Source organism: Micromonospora sp. NPDC000442, from assembly GCF_042898635.1.
Taxonomy (GTDB): domain Bacteria; phylum Actinomycetota; class Actinomycetes; order Mycobacteriales; family Micromonosporaceae; genus Micromonospora.
Genome location: NZ_JBIAYZ010000015.1, coordinates 131,471 through 151,930, shown reverse-complemented (window position 1 = coordinate 151,930; position 20,460 = coordinate 131,471). Strand labels below are relative to the sequence as shown.

The following is a 20,460-nucleotide window of genomic DNA, read 5'->3' as shown; positions in this document are numbered from 1 at the left end:
AACGGGAAAATCCACTCCTGGCGGGCTACCGAGATCACCTGCACCCCGACATGATCCATCATGGACGGCCGACGGAGTTACGAGACGTCCCTTAGGTGGACGTTCTCGTCGCCGATTTGGACGAAGATGCTGCCGGACTCGGTGAGCAGGTCGCGCGCGATGATCAGCCGGTCGCGCAGGTACGCCAGGTAGGAGTTGATGCCCAGCTCCCAGGTGTCCCGGAACGCCTTGATCTGCTCGACCTCACGGGTGACATCGGCGAGGTTGCCGTCCTTGACGTCCCGCTTGCGGGCGGACATCTGCCAGTTGGAGCCGAACTTGATGCCGTACGGCGGGTCGATGTAGATCATCTGGACCTTGCCGCGTAGTCGCTCCTTCTCGGCGAGCGACGCCATGACGCGCAGCGAGTCGCCGAGGATCATGCGGTTGGACCAGTTGGCCTCGTGCTGGTAATACTCGACCGACTGCCAGTCGTCCAGTCCGTCGAAGTCGGCGTAGTCGTCGGCGAAGAGGCCGAGCTGCTCGTTTTCCCGAGGGCGGGACTTCTCGCTGGCCCTGCGCAACTCCTCAACCAGGGTGCGTGGGGCGATTTTCTCCTGGATGTAGATCGGCGGGGCCTCGACCAGCAGGTCTTCGGTGTCCTGTTCCTCCTTGCCGATCCAGACGAGCTGCGGGTCCAGGCTCGGGTCGCGCTCCTTCTTAACCTGTTCGATCCGGGCGGCGTCGGGCGAGACGAACTCCTGGCCGTCCGCCGTCGGGATGTGCACTCGCCGGTCCGTCGGGTGCGAGATCGCCTGGACCGGCACGTTGCTGACGGCGGGCTTGCGACTCCTCGGGGGCATCAGACCAGCTCCTCCTCGGCGGATACGGCATCGGTGAGCGCCGCCGCGCCTTGCAGGGCGAACAGCGCATCTATGGCGGGTCGAAGGTCTCGTTTGGCGGTGGTCGGGTCACGAAGTTCGCAGAAGCTCCAGCGCCCGAACCTCCCACTGTTGTTGACCGCCTGGACCCAGAGATTGCGGGCAGCCCACGCCTTCTGCGCAGCTTCGGATTGTGACTTGCGACCGCCGGACACCTCGACAATCAGGGTGCGGGCTATCCCGTCGCCGGCATCGGCCAACTTGACCAAGAAGTCCGGGTAGAACCGCCGGCTCCGCCCAGCGTGCTCGTACGGGATGAAGAAGTCGAGGTGGTCGTTGCGGACGTACGCGGTGACCTGCTCCTCCGGCAGAGACTCAATTGCCTGGGCGACCGCCCGCTCCCAGGCGTTGCCATCCTTGCCGTCGAGCGTCACGAGGTTGACCTGGCACCGTCGCGGATCCGTTGGCCAGACCTCCCTGGTCGTCCGGAAGTCCACGCTCGAAGTGGTGCCGATCGGATCCGTCGTCCGCAGCACGGGCAGCACCCAGCGTTCCCGCTGGCCACGCTGCCATGCGATCGACTGCCAGATCTTCTCCACCGCCTCGGCCTCCCGCAGCAGGATCAGACCGACCGCCTGGTCGTCCCGGATGTCGACGCAGCGGCGAAGCCACTCCTGAGCGATCTCCAGCACCTGCGGGAAATACCACGGCCGCAGGTCACCGTCCTCGGTGCGCAGCTTGCGGGTGAGTACTTCACTCGCCAGCCGATAGGCCACGAACTGTCCACGGAGGCCCTTCAACCGTTCGAGGTCGTGCACGTCCTCCTCGCCGACCTGCCCCGCCACCATGGTCTTTGTCGGCAGGTCCTGCCGAGACAGGATCATCTTCAGGTCGGGATCCGAGAAGTCGCCGACCAGGGGTGCGTCGGGTATCTCCAGGTGGTACCCGACCACCCGCGGGAAGGTGATCTCAAGCTTTGCCGCGTCGCGGTCCGGCTCGGCCCGTACGTTGCGAACCGGCTTCATCGGCAGTTCCCGCGACACGGCCACCGTGGGGATGAACTGGAACGGGACGCCGTAGACGTCCGCGTACTCGGGGCTGAACATGCCGTTCTCGTCGGCGACGTACGAGCGTCGCCTCAGGCCCCGGCCGACCACCTGCTCGCAGAGCAACTGAGTGCCGAAGGCTCGTACTCCGAGGATATGGGTGACCGTGTTGGCGTCCCAGCCCTCCGTCAGCATGGAGACGCTGACGACACACCGCACCGGCTCACCGAGCTTCCCCGGTTTGCCGACGGTGTTCATCACCTCCCGCATCAGTTCCGCGTCGCCGATGTCGTCCGCGCTCCGGCCTGGGAAGCGGTCCGCGTACTCCTGTTTGAACTCGGCGATCTCGCGGGCCGCCGTGCGGCGGAACTCCGGTGACAGGCTGCCGGACTCGAACTCTGCTGCGTCGACGAGAATCGTTCGCTGCCGGTGCAGCCACTGCCCATCCGCCACGTTGCTGAACAGGGGTAGCTGTCCGGCGGTCGGCATCAGGTGACCGGCCTGCTCACGGTCGTAGCCGCCGATCCACTCGTAGACGGCCTTCGAGATAGTCGTGTTGCTACAGACGACGATGAACACCGGAGGCGGTTGCCCGTGCGCTGCGGCCTCTGACTTCTCCCAAGCCTCATAGGCTGACACGTAGGAGCCGTAGAGGCTGTGCAGGGCGGCGGTCAGCGCGCCGGGCAGATCCGCTGCGGTGAAGTCCTGGTTGGACCGGCGTCCACCCTTGGGCAACGAATCCCGGATCTCCTGCCAGAGGTTCAGGTAGGTCACGCGGTTGGCGACCCGGTCGTCGTCGACCGGCACCCGGGGGATCTTGACGATGCCGGCCTCGATGGCGTCGATAAGCGAGAAGTCGCTGACCACCCAGGGGAAAAGAGTGCCCTCCCGGTAGCCGGATCCGGCCAGGAAGAAGGGGGTCGCGGAGAGGTCGTACACCCTCTTGATGCCGACCTTGGTCCGGATCGCCTCCAGTCCGCTGAACCAGATCCGAGCGTCCTCGGCCCGGTCAGCGGCCTCTTTTCGCTCGTCGCCGCGCAGATTCTCGACGGTGTCGGCGTCCGGTTCCGGCTCACCAGCACGTCCCCGGTAGCAATGATGTGCCTCGTCGTTGAAGACGACGATCTCAGACGAGCCGCCAAGCTCGCGTAGTACCCGGCTGACCATCTGGGCCGGGGTTTCCCGGAACGGGTCAGGTCGACCGGGGGCCACCAGGGCCTTGGTGTTTCCGGTCGCGTTGCGGCCGAAGCGGGTTTCGCGGAGTTGGAAGGCGTGGAAGTTGGTGATGACGATCTTCGCTTGGCCGAGATCGTCGGCGAACTCAGCCGGTACCAGATCGCGCTCGCGGTAGTAGTTGCCCGGATCCTCCGGCAGCAGAACCCGCAGCCGGTCACGGATGGTGAGGCCGGGAGTCACCACCAGGAAACGCTTGGCGAACGTCTTGTCGTACCGTGCATGGACCTTGTTGATCGTCTGCCAGGCGATCAACATGGCCATCACAACCGTCTTGCCGGTGCCGGTCGCCATCTTGAGGGCGACTCGTGGCAGGCCGTTGTTGTGCTCGGTGTTGTGCGCGTCCAGATCGTTGTTGATCCAGCTGCCCTGCCACTTGGTCGCGCCCTCGGCAAGGAAGATGGCCGTCTCGACCGCCTCACGCTGGCAGAACAGGATCTTGTTGTCCCGCTCCGGATCGCTCCAGTACTCCAGCAGACGGCGGGTCACAGGTGTGACGTTCGGCCAACCTGCCTCCCGCCACGCGTCCACCCGCTCACGGACATCATTGACCTGCTTGTTGGGCTTGATGTCGTCTTCGGTGAAGACCTGCAACTCAAGCTGTTGCCCCCGCTTGCGAGGTCGCGGCACCGGGATGAAGAAGCTCGACGGTCGCCGCTGCTCCTCGATCCGGTCGGTGATGCCGTCCCGGTCGAAGGCGAAATGGCGGGTGGGGCGGCCGTACGGTGAGTTGATGATCGGGTTGTCGATGACCCGGTCGCTCAACGTAGACCTCCCGGTTGAGTGGATGTTGCGGATGCGTGCGACAGCCTATACCGGGCGTTAGGAACCGAGGTTGAGGAGCCGGTCGTGGTGACCCAACGGTGAGTCGCTGCTACGCAAGGCACATAGATTGTGTCGGAGGGTGACGTTGGGTTGCCTCGTTCGTCTCACAGCACCTGGGACAGGAAGCGGCGTAGGCGGGGGTGCTGCGGCGACTCGAAGACGGCCTGCGGCTCGCCGGCCTCCAGCACCACCCCGGCGTCCATGAAGGCGACGGTGTCGGCGACCTGGCGGGCGAAACCCATCTCGTGGGTGACCACCACCATGGTCATGCCCTGAGCGGACAGCTCCGCCATCAGCGCCAGCACCCCCTTGACCAGCTCCGGGTCCAGCGCCGAGGTGGCCTCGTCGAAGAGCATCACCTGCGGCTGCATGGCCAGCGCTCGGGCGATGGCGACCCGCTGCTGCTGCCCGCCGGACAGGTGCGCCGGTCGGGCGTCGGCCTTCGCGGCCAGGCCGACCCGGTCGAGTTCGGCCCGGGCCCGGGCCACCGCCTCGTCCTCGCCGAGCTTGCGGATGCGGCGCAACGGCAGGGTGATGTTGCGCTCCACGCTCATGTGCGGGAAGAGGTTGAACTGCTGGAACACCATGCCGATCCGCTGCCGCAGGGCGTCCGGGTCGTCGCGCAGCACGCTGCGCCCGTCCAGCAGCACGTCCCCCCGGTCCGGTTCGAGGAGCCGGTTGACGGTCCGCAGCAGGGTGGATTTTCCCGACCCGGACGGGCCGATCACGCAGGCGGTGCCGCCGCGCGCCACGTCCAGGTCCACTCCGCGCAGCACCCGGTGACATCCGAAGGCCAGGTGTACGTCGCGCAGGCTCAGGCTGACCGAGGTGTTCATCGTTGGTTGCCTCCGGCGGCGCCGGGCAGCGCCAGGTCCAGGTCGTCGGGGTCGTCGGTCGGTCCGGCCGCCGGCCGGCCGTGTCGTAGCCGCCGGTCGATCCAGTTGACGACGTGGGTCAGTGGCACCGTCAGCGCCAGGTAGAACAGCCCGGCCAGCAGCAGCGCCGACTGGTTGCCGGTGTTGGCGGCGTAGTCCTGACCGATCCGGAACAGCTCGCGCTGACTGGCCAGCAGGCCGAGGAAGTAGACCAGGCTGGAGTCCTTGATCAGGGCGATGAGCTGGTTCACCCAGGCCGGCAGGATCCGCCGGATGCCCTGCGGGATGATCACCCGTCGCATCGCCTCACGCCAGGAGAACCCCAGCGCGCGGGCCGCCTCCAACTGGGTGGCCTCCACCGACTGGATGCCGGAGCGGAAGATCTCTCCGAGGTACGCCGAGGCGATCAGCGACAGCGCGAGGATGCCCAGCGGGTACGGATTCGGTCCCCACACCTGCATGCCCAGCGGGGCAAGGCCGACCCCGATCAGCAGGATGGTCGCCGCTGCCGGCAGGCCCCGGAACACGTCGGTGTACACCCGGGCCGGCCACCGCAGCCAGCGGGTACGCGAGATGCCCGCCACCGCCAGCACGATGCCCAGCGCCGAGCCGAGCAGGGCGGCGGTGACCGCCAGGATCAGCGTGTTCGGCAACCCGACGGTGAGCATCTCGGGTAGCGCCTCGCGCATCGACTCCCCGTCGAAGAACGTCTCCCACAGGGTGCGCAACGGATCCACAGGTCAACCTCCGCCCTGCTCGCTGGTGGTCCTACCGTCAGGAGGCGGCCGGGGCCGACACGTCACCGCTGCCCGGGGTGAAGTCGGCCGGGATCGGCCGGCCCGGGTAGTACTGCTCCTGTAGGCGCGTCCAGGTGCCGTCGGCGATCACCTCGTCGAGGGCCTTGTTCAGCGCCTCGCGCAGCGCGTCGTTGCCCTTGGCGAAGGCGTACGCGGTCGGGGCCGGGCTGAGTTCCTTCGCCGCCACCGTGATCTTGCCGCCGCTGTCCGCGGCGGTCTTCTCGCCGATCTCGGCGGGGGCGATCCACGCGTCCGCGGTACCGGCCTTGAGCTGGTTGATCGCGCCGTTGTAGTCGGGCACGCGGACCGGGTCGAGGCCCTTGTTCGTGGCGTAGTCGTCCTGGACGGTGCCCTGCACGACCACCACCCGCTTGCCGGGCAACTCCTCGAAGCTGGTCAGCGGCGACCCGGCGGGCACGTCGAGCCCGAAGTAGCCGAAGTCGTACCCGTTGCCGAAGTCCACAGTCTTCTTGCGCGCCTCGGTGATGGTGATCGAGGAGCTGCCGACGTCGAACTTGCGGTTGTTGACCTGGGCGAGCAGCCCCGAGAAGTCGGTGCCGACGAACTCCACCTTCAGGCCGAGCTTGTCGGCGGCGGCGACCAGCAGGTCGTTGTCGAAGCCGGTGAACGTGCCGTCCTTCAGGTAGACGTTCGGCGGGGCGTCGGTGAGTGTGCCGGCCCGCAGCACGCCCGGCTGGAGCAGGTTGTAGGGATTGTCGGCCGTACCGCCGGCGGAGTTCGAGCCGCAGGCGGTCAGGGTGGTCGCGCCGAGGATCGCGGCGACGCCGACGGCGGCGGCCCGGGTCAGGGCGGGAAGGAATCGCACAGGTGTCTCCTGGTTGAGCTACGGCGGGCACGGACGTGCCGCACCGACGGTCCGCCGCAGGACGGACCGCTGGGATGGGATCGATGACAGAGCGGAAGGACCCGGTCAGGGGTTGGTGACCGGCGGCGACGCGGTCAGCTACACGCGGCGCTACAGACCCGCATCATGTCGATGTGGCGACGCCGGGTCAGGCCCGGGCGGGCCACAGAACGATCGCGGTACGACATGGTTCTCCTCAAGGTCGTGATGACCTGGGAACCCAGGCCACGCTTGCACCGGAGAACGCTCCGATGCCTGGTCCTCACCCGGGGCACCCCTGCGCGGAGGAGGGTTGCCGGCCAGCGAGCCGGGGCTTGACGCTGGCACTCATGACCTGCCGCCGAAACTAGCAGCCAGCCCCCGCCCACCGTCCACCCGTTATGACCACCCTCACCCCAAGCCAGGTTGATCATGAGGTTAGCGGCATGTTTGATCTCTTCAACTGCCGCTAACCTCATGATCAACGCAGGCAGGGTCGGTGCGTGCACCCGTCGGGGGTGTTGCCCGTGGACGGCGTGATCCCTTACGGTCTGCTCAGCGGTGGGCGGTGCGGTCCGCATCCGAGAAGCCACCGCCGGTGCGCCGCCATGCGGGCCGGGACGGTGGAGTTCCGGGCCTTCCAGGTGTGGTGGTCGAGCCGGCGGGCGAATCCCGAGCCGTGGCGGCGCGTCGAGGCGCCGGGCCGGCGGCGTCGGGAGCGCGGACATCCACCGGGAGTACCCGTGTATCTCACTCCTCACGAGCAGGATCGCCTGCTCGTCCATGTGGCGGCCGACGTCGCCCGGCGTCGCCGCGAGCGCGGCCTGCGCCTCAACTATCCGGAAGCCGTCGCGGTGATCACCGCCTTCCTGCTCGAAGGGGCGCGCGACGGTGAGTCCGTGGTCGACCTGATGGCCGCCGGACGCACCGTGCTCAGCCGCGACGACGTCCAGGACGGCATCCCCGAGTTGCTGGGGGAGGTGCAGGTGGAGGCGACGTTCCCGGACGGCACCAAGTTGGTGACGGTGCACCACCCGATCCCGTGATCCCCGGGGAGATCCTGCCGGCGGCCGGGCCCGTCGAGATCAACGTCGGCCGGCCGGTGACGGTGCTGACGGTGGTCAACACCGGTGACCGGCCGGTGCAGGTCGGGTCGCACTACCACTTCGCCGAGGCCAACCCGGCGCTGGACTTCGACCGGGACGTCGCCTGGGGGCAGCGGCTCGCCGTACCGGCCGGCACCTCGGTGCGGTTCGAGCCGGGGGTGAGCCGCCGGGTGGACCTGGTGCCGCTGGGCGGCGCACGGATCGTGCCGGGCCTGCGCGGCGAGTGCGCCGGAGCGCTTGACGAGGGACGGCCGGAGTGAGCGGGCGAATCGGCAGATCCGGCGCGGTGGCGCGGCCGGGCGGCTGGCAACGACGGGGAGCGTGGGCATGAGCAGCGTCGAACGGGACCGCTACGTCGCCCTGTACGGACCGAGCACCGGCGACCGGATCCGGCTGGCCGACACGAACCTGCTGATCGAGATCGAGCAGGACCACTGTGCCGGCGGTGACGAGGCGGTCTTCGGCGGCGGCAAGGTGATCCGTGAGTCGATGGGCCAGTCGCGGGCCACCCGCGCCGAGGGTGCCCTGGACACCGTCATCACCGGTGCGGTCATCCTCGACCACTGGGGGGTGGTGAAGGCCGACGTCGGGCTGCGGGACGGGCGGATCGTCGCGCTGGGCCGCGCCGGCAACCCGGACACCATGGACGGTGTCCATCCGGACCTGGTCATCGGCCCGGCCACCGAGGTGATCGCCGGTAACGGCCGGATCCTCACCGCCGGGGCGGTCGACACCCACGTGCACTTCATCTGCCCGCAACTGGTCACCGAGGCCCTCGCCAGTGGGGTCACGACCCTGGTCGGCGGCGGCACCGGCCCCGCCGAGGGCACCCGGGCCACCACCGTCACCCCGAACGGCTGGCACCTGGCCCGGATGCACGAGGCCCTCGACACGTTCCCGGTCAACGTGCTGCTGCTCGGCAAGGGCAACACCGTCTCGGAGGAGGCGCTGTGGGAGCAGTTGCGGGCCGGGGCCGGCGGGTTCAAGCTGCACGAGGACTGGGGCACCACCCCGGCGGCGATCGACGCCTGCCTGCGTGTCGCCGACGCCTCCGGCGTGCAGGTCTCCATCCACACCGACACCCTGAACGAGGCCGGGTTCGTGGCCGACACGCTGCGCGCCATCGGCGGTCGGGCGATCCACTCGTACCACACCGAGGGGGCCGGCGGCGGGCACGCGCCGGACATCATCACCGTCGCCGGTGAGCCGAACGTGCTGCCCTCGTCGACCAACCCGACCCGCCCGTACACCCGCAACACGCTCGCCGAGCACCTCGACATGCTGATGGTCTGCCACCATCTCAACCCGGCCGTACCGGAGGACCTGGCTTTCGCCGAGAGCCGCATCCGGCCGTCCACGATGGCCGCCGAGGACCTGCTGCACGACCTCGGCGCGATCTCCATCATCGGCTCCGACTCGCAGGCGATGGGCCGGATCGGGGAGATCGTGCTGCGGACCTGGCAGAGCGCCCACGTGATGAAGGCCCGGGTGGGTGCCCTGCCCGGGGACGGGGCCGCCGACAACCACCGGGCCCGCCGGTACGTCGCGAAGTACACCATCTGCGCGGCGATGGCCAACGGGCTCGACCACGAGATCGGGTCGGTGGAGCCGGGCAAGCTCGCCGACCTGGTGCTGTGGGAGCCGGCGTTCTTCGGCGTACGACCGCACCTGGTCATCAAGGGCGGCATGATCGCGTACGCCCAGCTGGGTGACGCGAACGCGTCGATCCCCACCCCGCAGCCGATGCTGCCCCGGCCGATGTTCGGCGCGTACGGCGTCGCGGCGGCCGCCACCAGCCTGGCCTTCGTGGCACCCGCCGCGCTGGAGGCCGGGCTGCGGCTGGACGTGCGACGCCGGGTGGTGCCGGTGGCCGACGTACGCTCGCGCGGCAAGACCGACCTGCCGGAGAACAACGCCCTGCCGCGCATCGAGGTCGACCCGGACACCTTCACGGTCCGGATCGACGGCGTGGTGGTGGAGCCGGATCCGGTGACCGAACTGCCCATGGCCCAGCGGTACTTCCTGTTCTGATGGCCACCCCGACGATGCTGCTGCTCCTCGCCGACGGGCGGTTTCCGGCCGGTGCGCACGCCCACTCGGCCGGGTTGGAGGCCGCCGTCGCCGCCGGCCGGGTGACCGATCTGAGCACGCTGGGGGAGTACCTGCGCGGGCGACTCGCCACCGCCGGGCTGGTCGCGGCGGCCTTCGCCGCGACATCCTGCCGGGCGGCGCGCGGCTCGCCGGGGCCCTCGGCAGGCGGTCGCCCGGTCGGCGGCGACCACCCGGCGGACCCGCCCCACGTCGACCTACCGTCGCGACGTCGCGCCACGCTGGTCCGGCTCGACGCCGAACTGGACGCCCGAACCGCTTCGCCGGCCCAGCGGTCGGTGTCCCGCCGGCAGGGGCGCGCACTGCTGCGGGCCGGTCGCCGGATCTGGCCGGCGGCCACCTTCGACGACCTGCCCGCCGCGCCGGACGGGCCACACCAGCCGCTGGTGCTGGGGCTGGTCGGTGCCGCCGCCGGTCTCGACCCCGGGCAGGTGGCCACCGTCGCCGCCCACGCCACGGTGACCGGTTCGGCAAGTGCCGCCGTACGCCTGCTCGGCCTGGATCCGTACCAGGTGCAGGCCCTGCTGGTGCGGCTCGCCGGGGCCTGCGACGCCATCGCGGCGCGGGCGGCGCGGGCCGCCGAGGAACCACCGGAGCGGCTGCCCGCCGCCGCCGCTCCGCTCGCCGACATCCATGCCGAAGCTCACGCCACCTGGGAGGTGCGTCTCTTTGCGTCCTGAATTCGATCACGACGAGTCCGTTCCCCACACCCACCCCGAGCCGGGGGTCGACCCGCACGCCCCGCTGCCCGCCGCCGCGCGGGCGCTGCGGGTCGGCATCGGCGGCCCGGTCGGCTCCGGCAAGACCGCCCTGGTCGCGGCGCTGTGCCGGGCGTTCGCCGGCGAGCTGCGCCTGGGCGTGGTGACGAACGACATCTACACCACCGAGGACGCCGACTTCCTCAAACGCGCCGGTGTGCTCGACCCGGCCCGGATCCGGGCGGTGGAAACCGGCTGCTGCCCGCACACCGCCATCCGCGACGACATCGGCGCCAACCTCGACGCGGTCGACGAGCTGACCGACGCGCTGGGTCCGCTGGATCTGGTGCTGGTGGAGAGCGGCGGCGACAACCTGACCGCCACGTTCAGCCGGGGTCTGGTGGACCGGCAGATATTCGTGGTGGACGTGGCCGGCGGGGACAAGGTGCCCCGCAAGGGCGGCCCGGGGGTGACCGCCGCCGACCTGCTGGTCATCAACAAGACCGACCTGGCACCGATGGTCGGCGCCGACCTGTCCGTGATGGACCGCGACGCCCGGGCCCGCCGGGGCGACCTGCCCACGGTGTTCCAGTCCATCACCGAGGATCCCCTCGCCACCCGGGTCGCCGCGTGGATCCGCCACGAGCTGGGCCATCACCGGGGCGCGCAGTCCGCACCGGACGGGCACGCGGTGCCCGCCGGGCAGGCCTGATGCGGGCCACCGCCCGGCTGGTGGCCCGTGCCGACCGGCGCGGCCGTACCACCCTGGTCGAGCTGCGCGGCGAGAGCCCGCTGCTGCTCCGCCAGGTACCGGCGCCCGGCGGAGGTGTCACGGTGTACGTCGTCGGCGGTGCGGCCGGTCCGCTCGCCGGCGACGACCTGCGGCTGGACGTCGAGGTCGGCCCCGGCGCGGTGGTCCGCGTGCACACCGTGGCCGCCTCGGTGGCCCTGCCCGGCCGCCCCGGCGCGGTGTCCCGGACGCTGGTCCGGGCCACCGTCGCCGATGGCGCGACCCTGTACTGGCTGCCGGAGCAACTGGTCGCGGCGGCCGGCTGCGCGCACGTCGCGGACTCTCACGTGGACCTCGCCGAGGGCGGCGTCCTGCACTGGCGGGACGAGCTGATCTGCGGGCGGCACGGCGAACAGCCCGGCAACGTCGAGATCAACACCTGGGTCGACCTGGCCGAGCGACCACTGTTGCGGCAGTCCTTGGCGGTCGGGCCGAATTCCGCCGGCTGGGCCGGACCGGCGGTGTTGGCCGGCGCGTCCGCCACCGGTTCGCTGCTGATCGTGGACCCGGCCCGGCCGGCGGCGTCGCCTGCGGTGTGCGGTACGCGGGCCCGGCTGCCGCTGGCCGGTGGCCCGGCGACCCTGTGGAGCGCCACCGCGCCGGACGCCCACACCCTGCGGGAGTACCTCGAACCCGATACCGCGATGGATACCATCGCTGCCTCGGCCGGGGGAGAGGAGCGTGGGGTTGTACGAGTTGGGTGAGGTCGTCGCCGAGCGGCGGATCGCGATGGTTCTTCCTGACGACGGCACGTCGGAACTGGTCGTCCGTTTCGGCAAGCCGCACCCCGACCCATTGCTGGGCGGTGACTGGTGCTGCCCGTTCCAGATCGACGGGCTGGCAGACGGTGCGGTGGACGCCGCGTTCGGGGTGGATTCCCTACAGGCGATGCTGCTGGCCGCGTACCGCGTGCGGCTGCTGCTTACCGAACATGCCGAGCAGACCTCGGCTCGACTGGACTGGTTGGGACAGCCGGACCTCGGTCTGCGCGTCGACCCGGGCCTGGTGCCCCAGGACGTCACCACCCGGAGCGCCTACCTCGCCGCCGCCGACGTCGCCGCCGCGCTGCTGCGTACGCCGGTGCTGGCGGAGCACTGGATGATGCCGAGCGCCCTGCCGTACTACTCGACAGGTGGGCTGGCCCGGCACCTCGCCAACCAGATCACCCGGACGGCGGAACTGCTCGACGCCCGGCCCGGGCATACCGCGATCGACGTCCTGGCGCACTTCACCCGCAGCGCCTGGGTGACCACCGGCGCGGACGAGGCGGACAACACCGACATCCGCGACCGGGGTGAACGGGCCGCCGCCGAGACCGACGCCGGTCAGCTCGCCGTCGAGGTCGACGGGGTCCTGGCGAGGCTGCGCCGCGCGGTGCCGGCACAACCGCCGCACCGGATCGTCGACCTCGGCGACTGGGGTCTGGCCGTCGACGACTTCCTGCTGACCCGGCTGCTGGAGCTGGTGGTGCACACCGACGACCTGGCGGTCAGCCTGGGCCTGCCGACGCCCGAGATGCCGGCCGCCGCCACCGAGCTGACCAGTGACCTGCTCACCCGGATCGCCGCCTGGCGGCACGGTCCTCTCGCGGTGGTGCGGGCGTTGTCCCGTCGGGAACGGGCACCGGAGACCATCACTGCACTCTGATCGGCTTTTACGACGGCCACCCCTACCGGCTGCGCGGGCGAGGTGCGTCACCTCGGCCGGCTCGCGGGAGACCTCGGGGTAACCACGATCGATTGTCCTTTGTGGTCTTCTGGCAGGGTGTGTCAGGTGCCGGTGCTCGCCGGTGCCAGCGGAAACCCTGGGGAGAGGCAATGACCAAGCGGATCAGTCGTCGGGCCGCGATCGGGTTCGGTGCGGCAGCGGTGACAGTGGCGGCAACGCCGTCCGGTGCGGTGGCCGCGCCGGACGACGACGCCACAGCGGCCAACGGCAGGGTGTCGCCGCGAGAGTCGATCCGCCGGACGTACCGGCAGCAGAAGGCCCGGGCCGGCGGGGTGTGGCGCTCGCACGTCGCGATGCTCGACGCCACCGGGGCCCTCCGGACCGTGATCGCCGACGACGCCGACCGGGTGACCCACGGGTACAGCGTGCAGAAGTTGGCGGTCGCGGTCGCCGTCATGGACAAGATCGACCGGGGCGAGCTGCGGCTGGACCAGCGGCTCGACCTGAGCGCCGACATCATTCTCGGCGGCAGTGGGATCTACTTCCTCCAGACGGTCTGGGGCGACGAGGTCACGGTGGCGAACTTCCTCACCGCGATGCTGCTCGTCTCCGACAACACGGCCGTGCGGATGTGCGGTCGGGTGGTGCCGGCACTGGAGATCAACGAGATTCTGGCGGCCAAGGGCTTCACGCACACCCGGGTCGAGCCGGTGGCCAACCCGAACCGGTTCTTCCTCGGGGTGACCACCCCGCGCGAAACCCACGACCTGTTGTGGCGGCTGGCCAACAAGACCCTGCTGTCGACCCGGTCGAGTGACTTCCTGCTCGGCGTTCTGCGCTGGATCAACGGTTACCACGACGGGGTCCGCCGGGACATGTCGTCGGCCGAGCGCAGCCGGGTCGCCACCAAGTATGGTGCCGACTTCGACGCCTCCGGTGCCGCCCGGCACGAGGCCGGCGTTATCTTCGACGCGACCGGCGCACCCACCCTGACGTACGCCTTCTTCGCCGACTCCCTCGGTGACCTGGACAACTACGGCGGCACCCACCCGGCTGTGCGCGCCCACGCGGCCCTGGGCCGCACCATGTTCGACGCCATCGGCCCCACCACCAACCGCACCCCCCGCGCCCGCCACACCGTCCCCCAGTTCCACCCCGTCAACGGCGGCTGACCCCCACCCCCACCCCCACCCCCACCCCCACCCCCGCGATCTTGCACTTTCTGTCCGCGCAAAAGTCGCAAGTGGTGCATATCGACGACCGAAAGTGCAAGATCGCGGCGTGCGTGGGGGTGGGGTGGGGTGGGGTGGGCGTAGCTGCGCCGGTCAGGGGTGGTTAGGCGGGGGTGGGGGTTGGGGTGGGGTGGCCGGCGTTCAGGCGGGCGATGAGGGCTTCGAGCAGGCTGGTCAGGTCGGCGTCGGTCGACGTGTCGAACCCGGCCAGGTGGGCGCGGATCTCGGCGTCCACCCGCTCGTGCTCACGGCGGCCCCGCGCGGTCAGGTAGGCGCGGATGCGGCGGCGGTCGATCGGGTCGACCCGGCGGAAGACGAGGTTACGGTCGACGAGCTGGTCGACCAGCTTGGTCAGTGTGCCGGGCGGCAGCGACGCCTCGGCGGCGACCTCGCTCATCGGGTGCCCGAGACCGTCGGCGAGCAGGCAGAGGACCCGCCACGCCTCGATGCTCAGCGACTCGGCGGCGAGCACCCCGCCGACCCGGCGCGAGAGCAGCCGCTCGGCGCGGGTGAGCAGCGGTAGCAGGTCGGCTGCGGAACCGGGAAGGTCTGACATGGCACTCCCGCCTCGCGGTTGCGGTGTCATCGTACCGAGATGTCCCGCTGGCTGGGAGGGCTGGTCTTCCACAAGCAGCGGCGGCCACCATGTGTTCATGTCCGCGCCGGCACCGGGGTCCGGGCGCCCGCAGGCGGGGGAGAGCATCACCGCCGGGGCGTCCTGGCTGACCGTCGACAGCGGCGTGGTCAGTATCGCGCTGGTGTACCCGATGCGTGGCCCGGCGGGCATGTTCGGCCCGAGCTGCGAACTGTGCGCGCAGCTCGCGGTCGAGGAGCTGAACCGGCGCGGCGGGGTGCTCGGCCGGGAGTTGCGGCTGGTGCCGGTGGACGGCGGGGCACCGCCGGCCGAGGTGGCCGCCGAGGTGGAGGCGCTGGTGTCGGTGGGCGCGGTGCAGGGCGTCACCGGCTGGCACATCTCCTCCGTGCGTCAGGCGGTGGCGCCGCGCATCGCGCACCGGGTGCCGTACGTCTACACCGCCCTGTACGAGGGGGGCGAGCGTACCGAGGGTGTCTTCCTGACCAGCGAGACGCCGGACGCGCAGCTGTGGCCGGCGATGCGGGTGCTGGCCGGGGATCTCGGGGCGCGGCGCTGGTTCGTGGTCGGCAACGACTACGTCTGGCCGCGCCGGACGACCCGGGCGGCGCACCGGTACGCGCTGCGCAGCGGCGGGCGCGTGGTCGGTCAGCACTTCCTGCCGTTGGAGACCCACGACTACGCCGAGGTGCTGCGGCGCATCGAACGCAGCGACGCCGACGCGGTGCTCATGCTGCTTGTGGGCGCGGACGCGGTCCGGTTCAACCGGGCGTTCGCGCGGGCCGGTCTGGACCAGCGCTGTCGACGGCTGAGCACCCTGATGGACGAGAACATGCTGCTCGCCAGCGGTGCCGCCAATACCCGGGGGCTGTTCAGCACGGCGGGTTTCTTCGCCGGCCTGGTGACCCAGGAGAATCTCGACTTCCACGGGAGCTTCGGTCGCCGCTTCGGGCTGGAGGCGCCGCCGCTGGGCAGCCTGGGGGAGTCCTGCTACGAGGGTGTGATGTTGCTGGCGGCGCTGATCGCCAAGGCCGGCACGCTTGACGTACGGGCGGTGGAGGCCTCCGCCGACGTGGTGTCGTACGACGGGCCGCGTGGCGAGTTGCGGCTGCGCCGACGGCACGTCCGCCAGCGCATCTACCTGGCCGAGGCCGACGGACTGGACTTCACCGTCCTGACTGAACTGTGACCCCCGTCGGGGCGTGACCGGACCGTGCCTTGACAGGTCCGTCAGCTGGCGGCAAAGATACTTCCTACGTGAAGCATCCGGCCGTCGCGTCGGATATCACCACCGTCCGGCGATGGACGGAAAAGCGCAGCCGATTGCGGCTGAAAATCGTGTGCCGGTGTCATTCCGCCGATTCTCCCCGGCGACGCACCGGCATTTTTCGTGCCCACGATCAGGGCGGTCAGGCCAGCGGAAACAGTCTCTTGAGGACTGGGAAACATCCGTGCAATGAAACGGATCGAAGCTTTCCCTGCCCGATATTCGAATCGCCGCCCGGATCGGTGTCCACCCGCCGTACCGGGCAGCGCCAATGTTCCGACGGACCGCACCGCAGTTAGACAGATCCGCACTTCGACTCGGGGCCGACGATCGCTCCCGGGCACTGACTGACGTCACACGCGCGACGCAGGGAGAATTGATGACACTGATCCGGGGCCGCCGCATCCTGGCGGGTGCCATGACCCTGGTCGCCGCGGCCGCGCTGGCCGCGTGCGGCAGCAAGACCACCGACGGGAACACCGCTGCGGGAGTCGCCGCCGATGTCTCCGGCGACACCGTCAAGGTGGGCCTGCTCAACTCGCTGTCCGGCACGATGGCCATCAGCGAGGTCACCGTCCGAGACGCGATCATGCTGGCGATCGAGGAGATCAACGCAGCCGGGGGCGTACTCGACAAGAAGATCGAACCCGTCGGCGAGGACGGTGCCTCGGACTGGCCGACCTTCGCCGAGAAGGCCGAGAAGCTGATCCGGGAGGACCGCGTCGCGGCCGTCTTCGGCTGCTGGACCTCGGCCAGCCGCAAGGCCGTCAAGCCCGTGTTCGAGAAGAACAAGGCGCTGCTGTTCTACCCGGTGCAGTACGAGGGTCTGGAGCAGTCGCCGTACATCTTCTACACCGGGGCCACGACGAACCAGCAGATCGTCCCCGGCCTGGACTACCTCAAGGCCCAGGGCGCCACCTCGCTCTACCTGGTCGGCTCCGACTACGTCTTCCCGCGCACCGCCAACAAGATCATCAAGGCGTACGCCGAGGCCAACGGGATGAAGGTGCTGGGGGAGGACTACGCCCCGCTGGGCTCCACCGAGTTCGGCACCATCACGAACAAGGTGAAGTCCTCCGGCGCGGACGCGGTCTTCAACACGCTCAACGGCGACAGCAACGTGGCGTTCTTCAAGGAGTACAAGTCCGCCGGGCTGACCGCCGCCAGCATGCCCGTGGTGTCGGTGTCGATCGCCGAGGAGGAGGTCAAGAGCATCGGCACCCAGTACCTGGAGGGCCAGCTCACCGCCTGGAACTACTACCAGACCACGCCCGGGGCGGCGAACGAGAAGTTCGTCGCGGCGTACAAGGCCAAGTACGGGGCGGACAAGCCGACGAGCGACCCGATGGAAGCCGCGTACGTCTCGGTCTATCTGTGGAAGGCGATGGTCGAGAAGGCCGGCACCTTCGACGTGGAGAAGGTCCGTGAGGCCTCCGACGGCATCACCTTCGAGGCACCCGAAGGGCTGGTCACCGTGGACGGTGCCACCCAGCACATCGCCAAGACGGCACGCGTCGGCAAGGTCGGTGCGGACGGGCTGATCACCGAGGTCTGGAACTCCGGACAACCGATCACCCCCGACCCGTACCTCAAGAGCTACCCGTGGGCCGGCGGCCTGAGCTGACCCGGTGGGCCCGGGCGGCGCGACCGCCCGGGCCCACCCCCACCAGCAGTTCGGAGTACGCACCGTGACAGTTCTCATCGGCCAACTCTTCACCGGCGTCAGCATCGGGGCGGTGCTGCTGCTCATCGCACTCGGCCTGGCCCTGACCTTCGGCCAGATGGGCGTGATCAACATGGCCCACGGCGAGTTCATCATGGCCGGCGCCTACACCACCTACGTCCTGCAACAGATCATCACCGCGGCCGGCTGGTCGCTGCTGATCGCCCTGCCGGTCGCCTTCGTGGTGGCCGGCGCGATGGGTGTGCTGCTGGAGATCCTGCTGATCCGCCGCCTCTACGCCCGCCCGCTGGACACCCTGCTGGTCACCTGGGGCGTGTCGCTGATCCTGCAACAGCTGGCCCGGGACATCTTCGGCAGCCCCAACGTGCAGACCCGGGCACCGGAGCTGCTCACCGGCAACATCGCGCTGCCCGGCGGCATCACCGTGGCGAACAACCGGTTGTTCATCCTCGCCCTGGCCGGCGGCGCCGTCGTCGCGTTGACCCTGGCCCTGCGGGTCACCCCGCTGGGTCGCCGGATCCGGGCCGTCGTGCAGAACCGGGATCTGGCCGCCGTCTCCGGCATTCCCACCGCCCGGGTCGACCGGATGACCTTCTTCATCGGCTCCGGTCTGGCCGGCATCGCCGGAGTGGCCCTCACCCTGCTCGGGCCGATCGGTCCCACCATGGGCACCAACCTCATCATCGACGCCTTCCTGGTCGTCGTGGTCGGCGGGATCGGCCAGCTCAAGGGCACCGTCATCGTCGCCTTCGCCCTGGGTGTGCTCCAGGCGAGCGGCGAATACCTCACCACCCTCAGCGTCGCCAAGGTGATGGTCTTCATCGCCATCGTCGCGTTCCTCCAGTGGCGACCCCAGGGCCTGTTCACCCTGCGCACCAGGAGTCTGGCATGACCACCGTCGCCCGAGATCCCGTCGCCGCCGCCGACCCCGCGCCGGCACCACCGACCAGACCGGCGGCCGGACCGTCCCGCCACCGGTACCGGGCCGCCGCCGGGTTCGCCTTCGGCGCGGCCCTGCTCTTCGCCGTCGCGCCGCTGGTGCTGTCGGACTTCCGGCTCTCCCTGTTGGCGAAGTACCTCTGCGTGGCCATGGTCGCGGTCGGCATCGGCCTGGCCTGGGGGCGCGGCGGCATGCTCACCCTCGGCCAGGGCGTCTTCTTCGGCCTCGGCGGCTACGCGATGGCCATGCACCTCAAGCTCGCCGACGCGGGTCCGGGCAACATGCCCGATTTCATGCTGCTGTACGGGCAACTCGACGAGCTGCCGCTGTGGTGGCGACCGTTCGCCAGCCCGTGGTTCGCCCTGCCCGCCACGGTGCTACTGCCGATGGCGGTGGCCTTCGTGCTCGGGTCGCTTGTCTTCCGCCGTCGGGTGCGTGGTGCCTACTTCGCCATCCTCAGCCAGGCCCTCGCCGCCGCCATGGTGATCCTGCTGATCGGCCAGCAGGGCACCACCGGAGGCACCAACGGGCTCACCGACATCCAGGGCTTCTTCGGCTACGACCTGGACGACCCGGTAAACCAGCGGATGGTCTACTTCATCATCGCCGGCACGCTGCTGGCGTTGCTGGCCCTGGCCCGGCACCTGATGCAGAGCCGCTACGGCGAGCTGCTGGTGGCCGTCCGCGACTCGGAGGAACGGGTCCGCTTCCTCGGCTACGACCCGGCCACCGTGAAGCTGGTCGCGTACGTGGTCGCGGCCGGCATGGCCGGGCTGGCCGGCGCGCTGTTCGTGCCGGCGGTGGGCATCATCTCCCCGGCGCTGATCGGGATCGTGCCGTCCATCGAGTTCGTCATCGGCGTCGCCGTCGGCGGGCGGGCCACGCTGCTCGGGCCGGTACTCGGCGCGGTCGCGGTGGCGTGGGCGCGTACCGCCCTGTCGGAGCGTTTCCCGGGTACCTGGACGTACCTTCAGGGTCTGCTGTTCGTGGTGGTGGTGGCGTTCCTGCCCGGCGGCCTGGCCTCGCTGATCGGTCTGGCCCGCCGCCGCGGCGACGGCGAACCCCGCCCGAGCCGATTCGGCCGATTTCGACCACGGCGGCGGGAGGGGGCGGCATGACCGGGCGGTTGCACGGGCTCTACGTGCGTGACCTGCGGGTCAGCTTCGACGGGTTCACCGCCGTCGACGGGGTCTCCCTCGACGTCGCGCCCGGCGACATCCGGTTCCTGATCGGGCCCAACGGCGCCGGCAAGACCACTCTGGTGGACGCGGTCACCGGGCTGGTCCGGGCCACCGGCTCGGTGCGCTTCGGTGACCGGGAACTGCTCGGCAGGCCGGTGCACCGGATCAGCCGGCTCGGCGTCGGCCGCACCTTCCAGACCTCGACGGTGTTCGAGGAGCTGACCGTGTTGCAGAACCTCGACATCGCCGCCGGGGCCCGACGCGGCTGGGCGACGTTGCTGCGTCGCCGCCACGGCGTGCCGGACGAGGTGGCCGAGGCGCTCGACGTGATCGGCCTGGCGCGCTGCGCCGACCAACTCGCCGGCACCCTCGCCCACGGGCAGAAGCAGTGGCTGGAGATCGGCATGCTGCTGGTGCAGGACACCCGGCTGCTGCTGCTCGACGAGCCGGTCGCCGGCATGAGCCACGAGGAACGCGACGCCACCGGGCAACTGCTGGAGAAGGTGAGCCAGGACCGCACGGTGGTGGTGATCGAGCACGACATGGACTTCCTGCGCCGGTTCGCGCGTACCGTCACCGTGCTGCACGCCGGTCGGGTGCTAAGCGAGGGCACCGTCGCCCAGGTGCAGGCCGATCCACGCGTGCAGGAGGTCTATCTCGGTCACCCGGTCGATGCCGGGTCGGCCCCGACACAGACGGAGGCATGATGCTCG

At 70.1% G+C, this 20,460-nt stretch carries 19 protein-coding genes and 1 riboswitch; of the genes, 13 read left to right on the top strand and 6 right to left on the bottom strand.

Translation table 11 applies throughout. The features are described from left to right. Positions 1 to 77: 77 nt before the first annotated feature. The 5 genes from ACFY2A_RS22840 to ACFY2A_RS22820 all read right to left on the bottom strand — a co-directional run bounded on the left by ACFY2A_RS22840 (position 78) and on the right by ACFY2A_RS22820 (position 6,462). The gene (locus tag ACFY2A_RS22840) at positions 78 to 842 is read right to left on the bottom strand and encodes a DNA methyltransferase (protein ID WP_387174422.1); all 765 of its coding nucleotides are present in this window, start codon (positions 840 to 842) and stop codon (positions 78 to 80) included. Next, positions 842 to 3,904: a BPTD_3080 family restriction endonuclease gene (locus tag ACFY2A_RS22835; protein WP_387174419.1), complete on the bottom strand. Its 3,063-nt coding sequence runs from the start codon at positions 3,902 to 3,904 to the stop codon at positions 842 to 844. Before ACFY2A_RS22835 ends, ACFY2A_RS22840 begins: the two co-directional genes overlap by 1 nt. A gap of 164 nt (positions 3,905 to 4,068) precedes the next feature. Next, positions 4,069 to 4,800 (bottom strand): amino acid ABC transporter ATP-binding protein, encoded by a 732-nt coding sequence (locus tag ACFY2A_RS22830; RefSeq protein WP_387174417.1) that lies wholly within the window; start codon positions 4,798 to 4,800, stop codon positions 4,069 to 4,071. Further along, positions 4,797 to 5,576 (bottom strand): amino acid ABC transporter permease, encoded by a 780-nt coding sequence (locus tag ACFY2A_RS22825; protein ID WP_387174415.1) that lies wholly within the window; start codon positions 5,574 to 5,576, stop codon positions 4,797 to 4,799. Before ACFY2A_RS22825 ends, ACFY2A_RS22830 begins: the two co-directional genes overlap by 4 nt. Positions 5,577 to 5,613: 37 nt before the next feature. Continuing rightward, positions 5,614 to 6,462 carry an ABC transporter substrate-binding protein gene (locus ACFY2A_RS22820; RefSeq protein WP_387174413.1) on the bottom strand — a complete coding sequence of 283 codons (849 nt, stop codon included), beginning with the start codon at positions 6,460 to 6,462 and terminating at the stop codon, positions 5,614 to 5,616. Between the two features lie 261 nt (positions 6,463 to 6,723). Continuing rightward, a riboswitch (SAM riboswitch) is annotated at positions 6,724 to 6,836 on the bottom strand. A 387-nt stretch (positions 6,837 to 7,223) separates the two neighbouring features. Between ACFY2A_RS22820 and ACFY2A_RS22815 the strand changes: the two genes are divergently transcribed. The 8 genes from ACFY2A_RS22815 (at position 7,224) to ACFY2A_RS22780 (ending at position 14,023) form a co-directional block, all read left to right on the top strand. Beyond that, the gene (locus ACFY2A_RS22815; protein WP_387174433.1) at positions 7,224 to 7,526 is read left to right on the top strand and encodes an urease subunit gamma; all 303 of its coding nucleotides are present in this window, start codon (positions 7,224 to 7,226) and stop codon (positions 7,524 to 7,526) included. Beyond that, a complete protein-coding gene (locus tag ACFY2A_RS22810) occupies positions 7,523 to 7,846 on the top strand; it encodes an urease subunit beta (protein ID WP_363922254.1) in 324 nt (107 codons plus the stop codon). The genes ACFY2A_RS22815 and ACFY2A_RS22810 overlap by 4 nt, the downstream gene beginning before the upstream one ends. Positions 7,847 to 7,913: 67 nt before the next feature. Then, on the top strand, positions 7,914 to 9,617 hold the full coding sequence (locus ACFY2A_RS22805; protein WP_387174410.1) for an urease subunit alpha: 1,704 nt from the start codon (positions 7,914 to 7,916) through the stop codon (positions 9,615 to 9,617). Continuing rightward, on the top strand, positions 9,617 to 10,375 hold the full coding sequence (locus tag ACFY2A_RS22800; protein WP_387174408.1) for an urease accessory protein UreF: 759 nt from the start codon (positions 9,617 to 9,619) through the stop codon (positions 10,373 to 10,375). The genes ACFY2A_RS22805 and ACFY2A_RS22800 overlap by 1 nt, the downstream gene beginning before the upstream one ends. Next, the gene (gene ureG / locus ACFY2A_RS22795; protein ID WP_387174406.1) at positions 10,365 to 11,105 is read left to right on the top strand and encodes an urease accessory protein UreG; all 741 of its coding nucleotides are present in this window, start codon (positions 10,365 to 10,367) and stop codon (positions 11,103 to 11,105) included. Before ACFY2A_RS22800 ends, ureG begins: the two co-directional genes overlap by 11 nt. Beyond that, positions 11,105 to 11,887: an urease accessory protein UreD gene (locus tag ACFY2A_RS22790; protein WP_387174404.1), complete on the top strand. Its 783-nt coding sequence runs from the start codon at positions 11,105 to 11,107 to the stop codon at positions 11,885 to 11,887. Before ureG ends, ACFY2A_RS22790 begins: the two co-directional genes overlap by 1 nt. Beyond that, the gene (locus ACFY2A_RS22785; protein ID WP_387174402.1) at positions 11,865 to 12,830 is read left to right on the top strand and encodes a DUF6968 family protein; all 966 of its coding nucleotides are present in this window, start codon (positions 11,865 to 11,867) and stop codon (positions 12,828 to 12,830) included. The genes ACFY2A_RS22790 and ACFY2A_RS22785 overlap by 23 nt, the downstream gene beginning before the upstream one ends. Before the next feature lie 170 nt (positions 12,831 to 13,000). Beyond that, on the top strand, positions 13,001 to 14,023 hold the full coding sequence (locus ACFY2A_RS22780) for a serine hydrolase (protein ID WP_387174400.1): 1,023 nt from the start codon (positions 13,001 to 13,003) through the stop codon (positions 14,021 to 14,023). Positions 14,024 to 14,186: 163 nt separating this feature from the next. Here the strand turns inward: ACFY2A_RS22780 and ACFY2A_RS22775 are convergent, their stop codons facing one another. After that, positions 14,187 to 14,639 carry a MarR family winged helix-turn-helix transcriptional regulator gene (locus ACFY2A_RS22775; protein WP_363922268.1) on the bottom strand — a complete coding sequence of 151 codons (453 nt, stop codon included), beginning with the start codon at positions 14,637 to 14,639 and terminating at the stop codon, positions 14,187 to 14,189. 97 nt (positions 14,640 to 14,736) lie between these two features. Between ACFY2A_RS22775 and ACFY2A_RS22770 the strand changes: the two genes are divergently transcribed. The 5 genes from ACFY2A_RS22770 to urtD all read left to right on the top strand — a co-directional run bounded on the left by ACFY2A_RS22770 (position 14,737) and on the right by urtD (position 20,454). Next, complete coding sequence (locus ACFY2A_RS22770) at positions 14,737 to 15,864, top strand: substrate-binding domain-containing protein (RefSeq protein ID WP_387174398.1); 1,128 nt, start codon at positions 14,737 to 14,739, stop codon at positions 15,862 to 15,864. 457 nt (positions 15,865 to 16,321) lie between these two features. After that, positions 16,322 to 17,566: an urea ABC transporter substrate-binding protein gene (urtA, locus tag ACFY2A_RS22765; RefSeq protein WP_387174396.1), complete on the top strand. Its 1,245-nt coding sequence runs from the start codon at positions 16,322 to 16,324 to the stop codon at positions 17,564 to 17,566. A gap of 64 nt (positions 17,567 to 17,630) precedes the next feature. Further along, positions 17,631 to 18,518, top strand: coding sequence for an urea ABC transporter permease subunit UrtB (gene urtB, locus ACFY2A_RS22760; protein ID WP_387174394.1), 888 nt, complete (start codon positions 17,631 to 17,633; stop codon positions 18,516 to 18,518). Next, the gene (urtC, locus tag ACFY2A_RS22755) at positions 18,515 to 19,684 is read left to right on the top strand and encodes an urea ABC transporter permease subunit UrtC (protein ID WP_387174392.1); all 1,170 of its coding nucleotides are present in this window, start codon (positions 18,515 to 18,517) and stop codon (positions 19,682 to 19,684) included. Before urtB ends, urtC begins: the two co-directional genes overlap by 4 nt. Further along, positions 19,681 to 20,454 (top strand): urea ABC transporter ATP-binding protein UrtD, encoded by a 774-nt coding sequence (urtD, locus tag ACFY2A_RS22750; RefSeq protein WP_363922278.1) that lies wholly within the window; start codon positions 19,681 to 19,683, stop codon positions 20,452 to 20,454. The genes urtC and urtD overlap by 4 nt, the downstream gene beginning before the upstream one ends. Positions 20,455 to 20,460 lie beyond the last annotated feature (6 nt).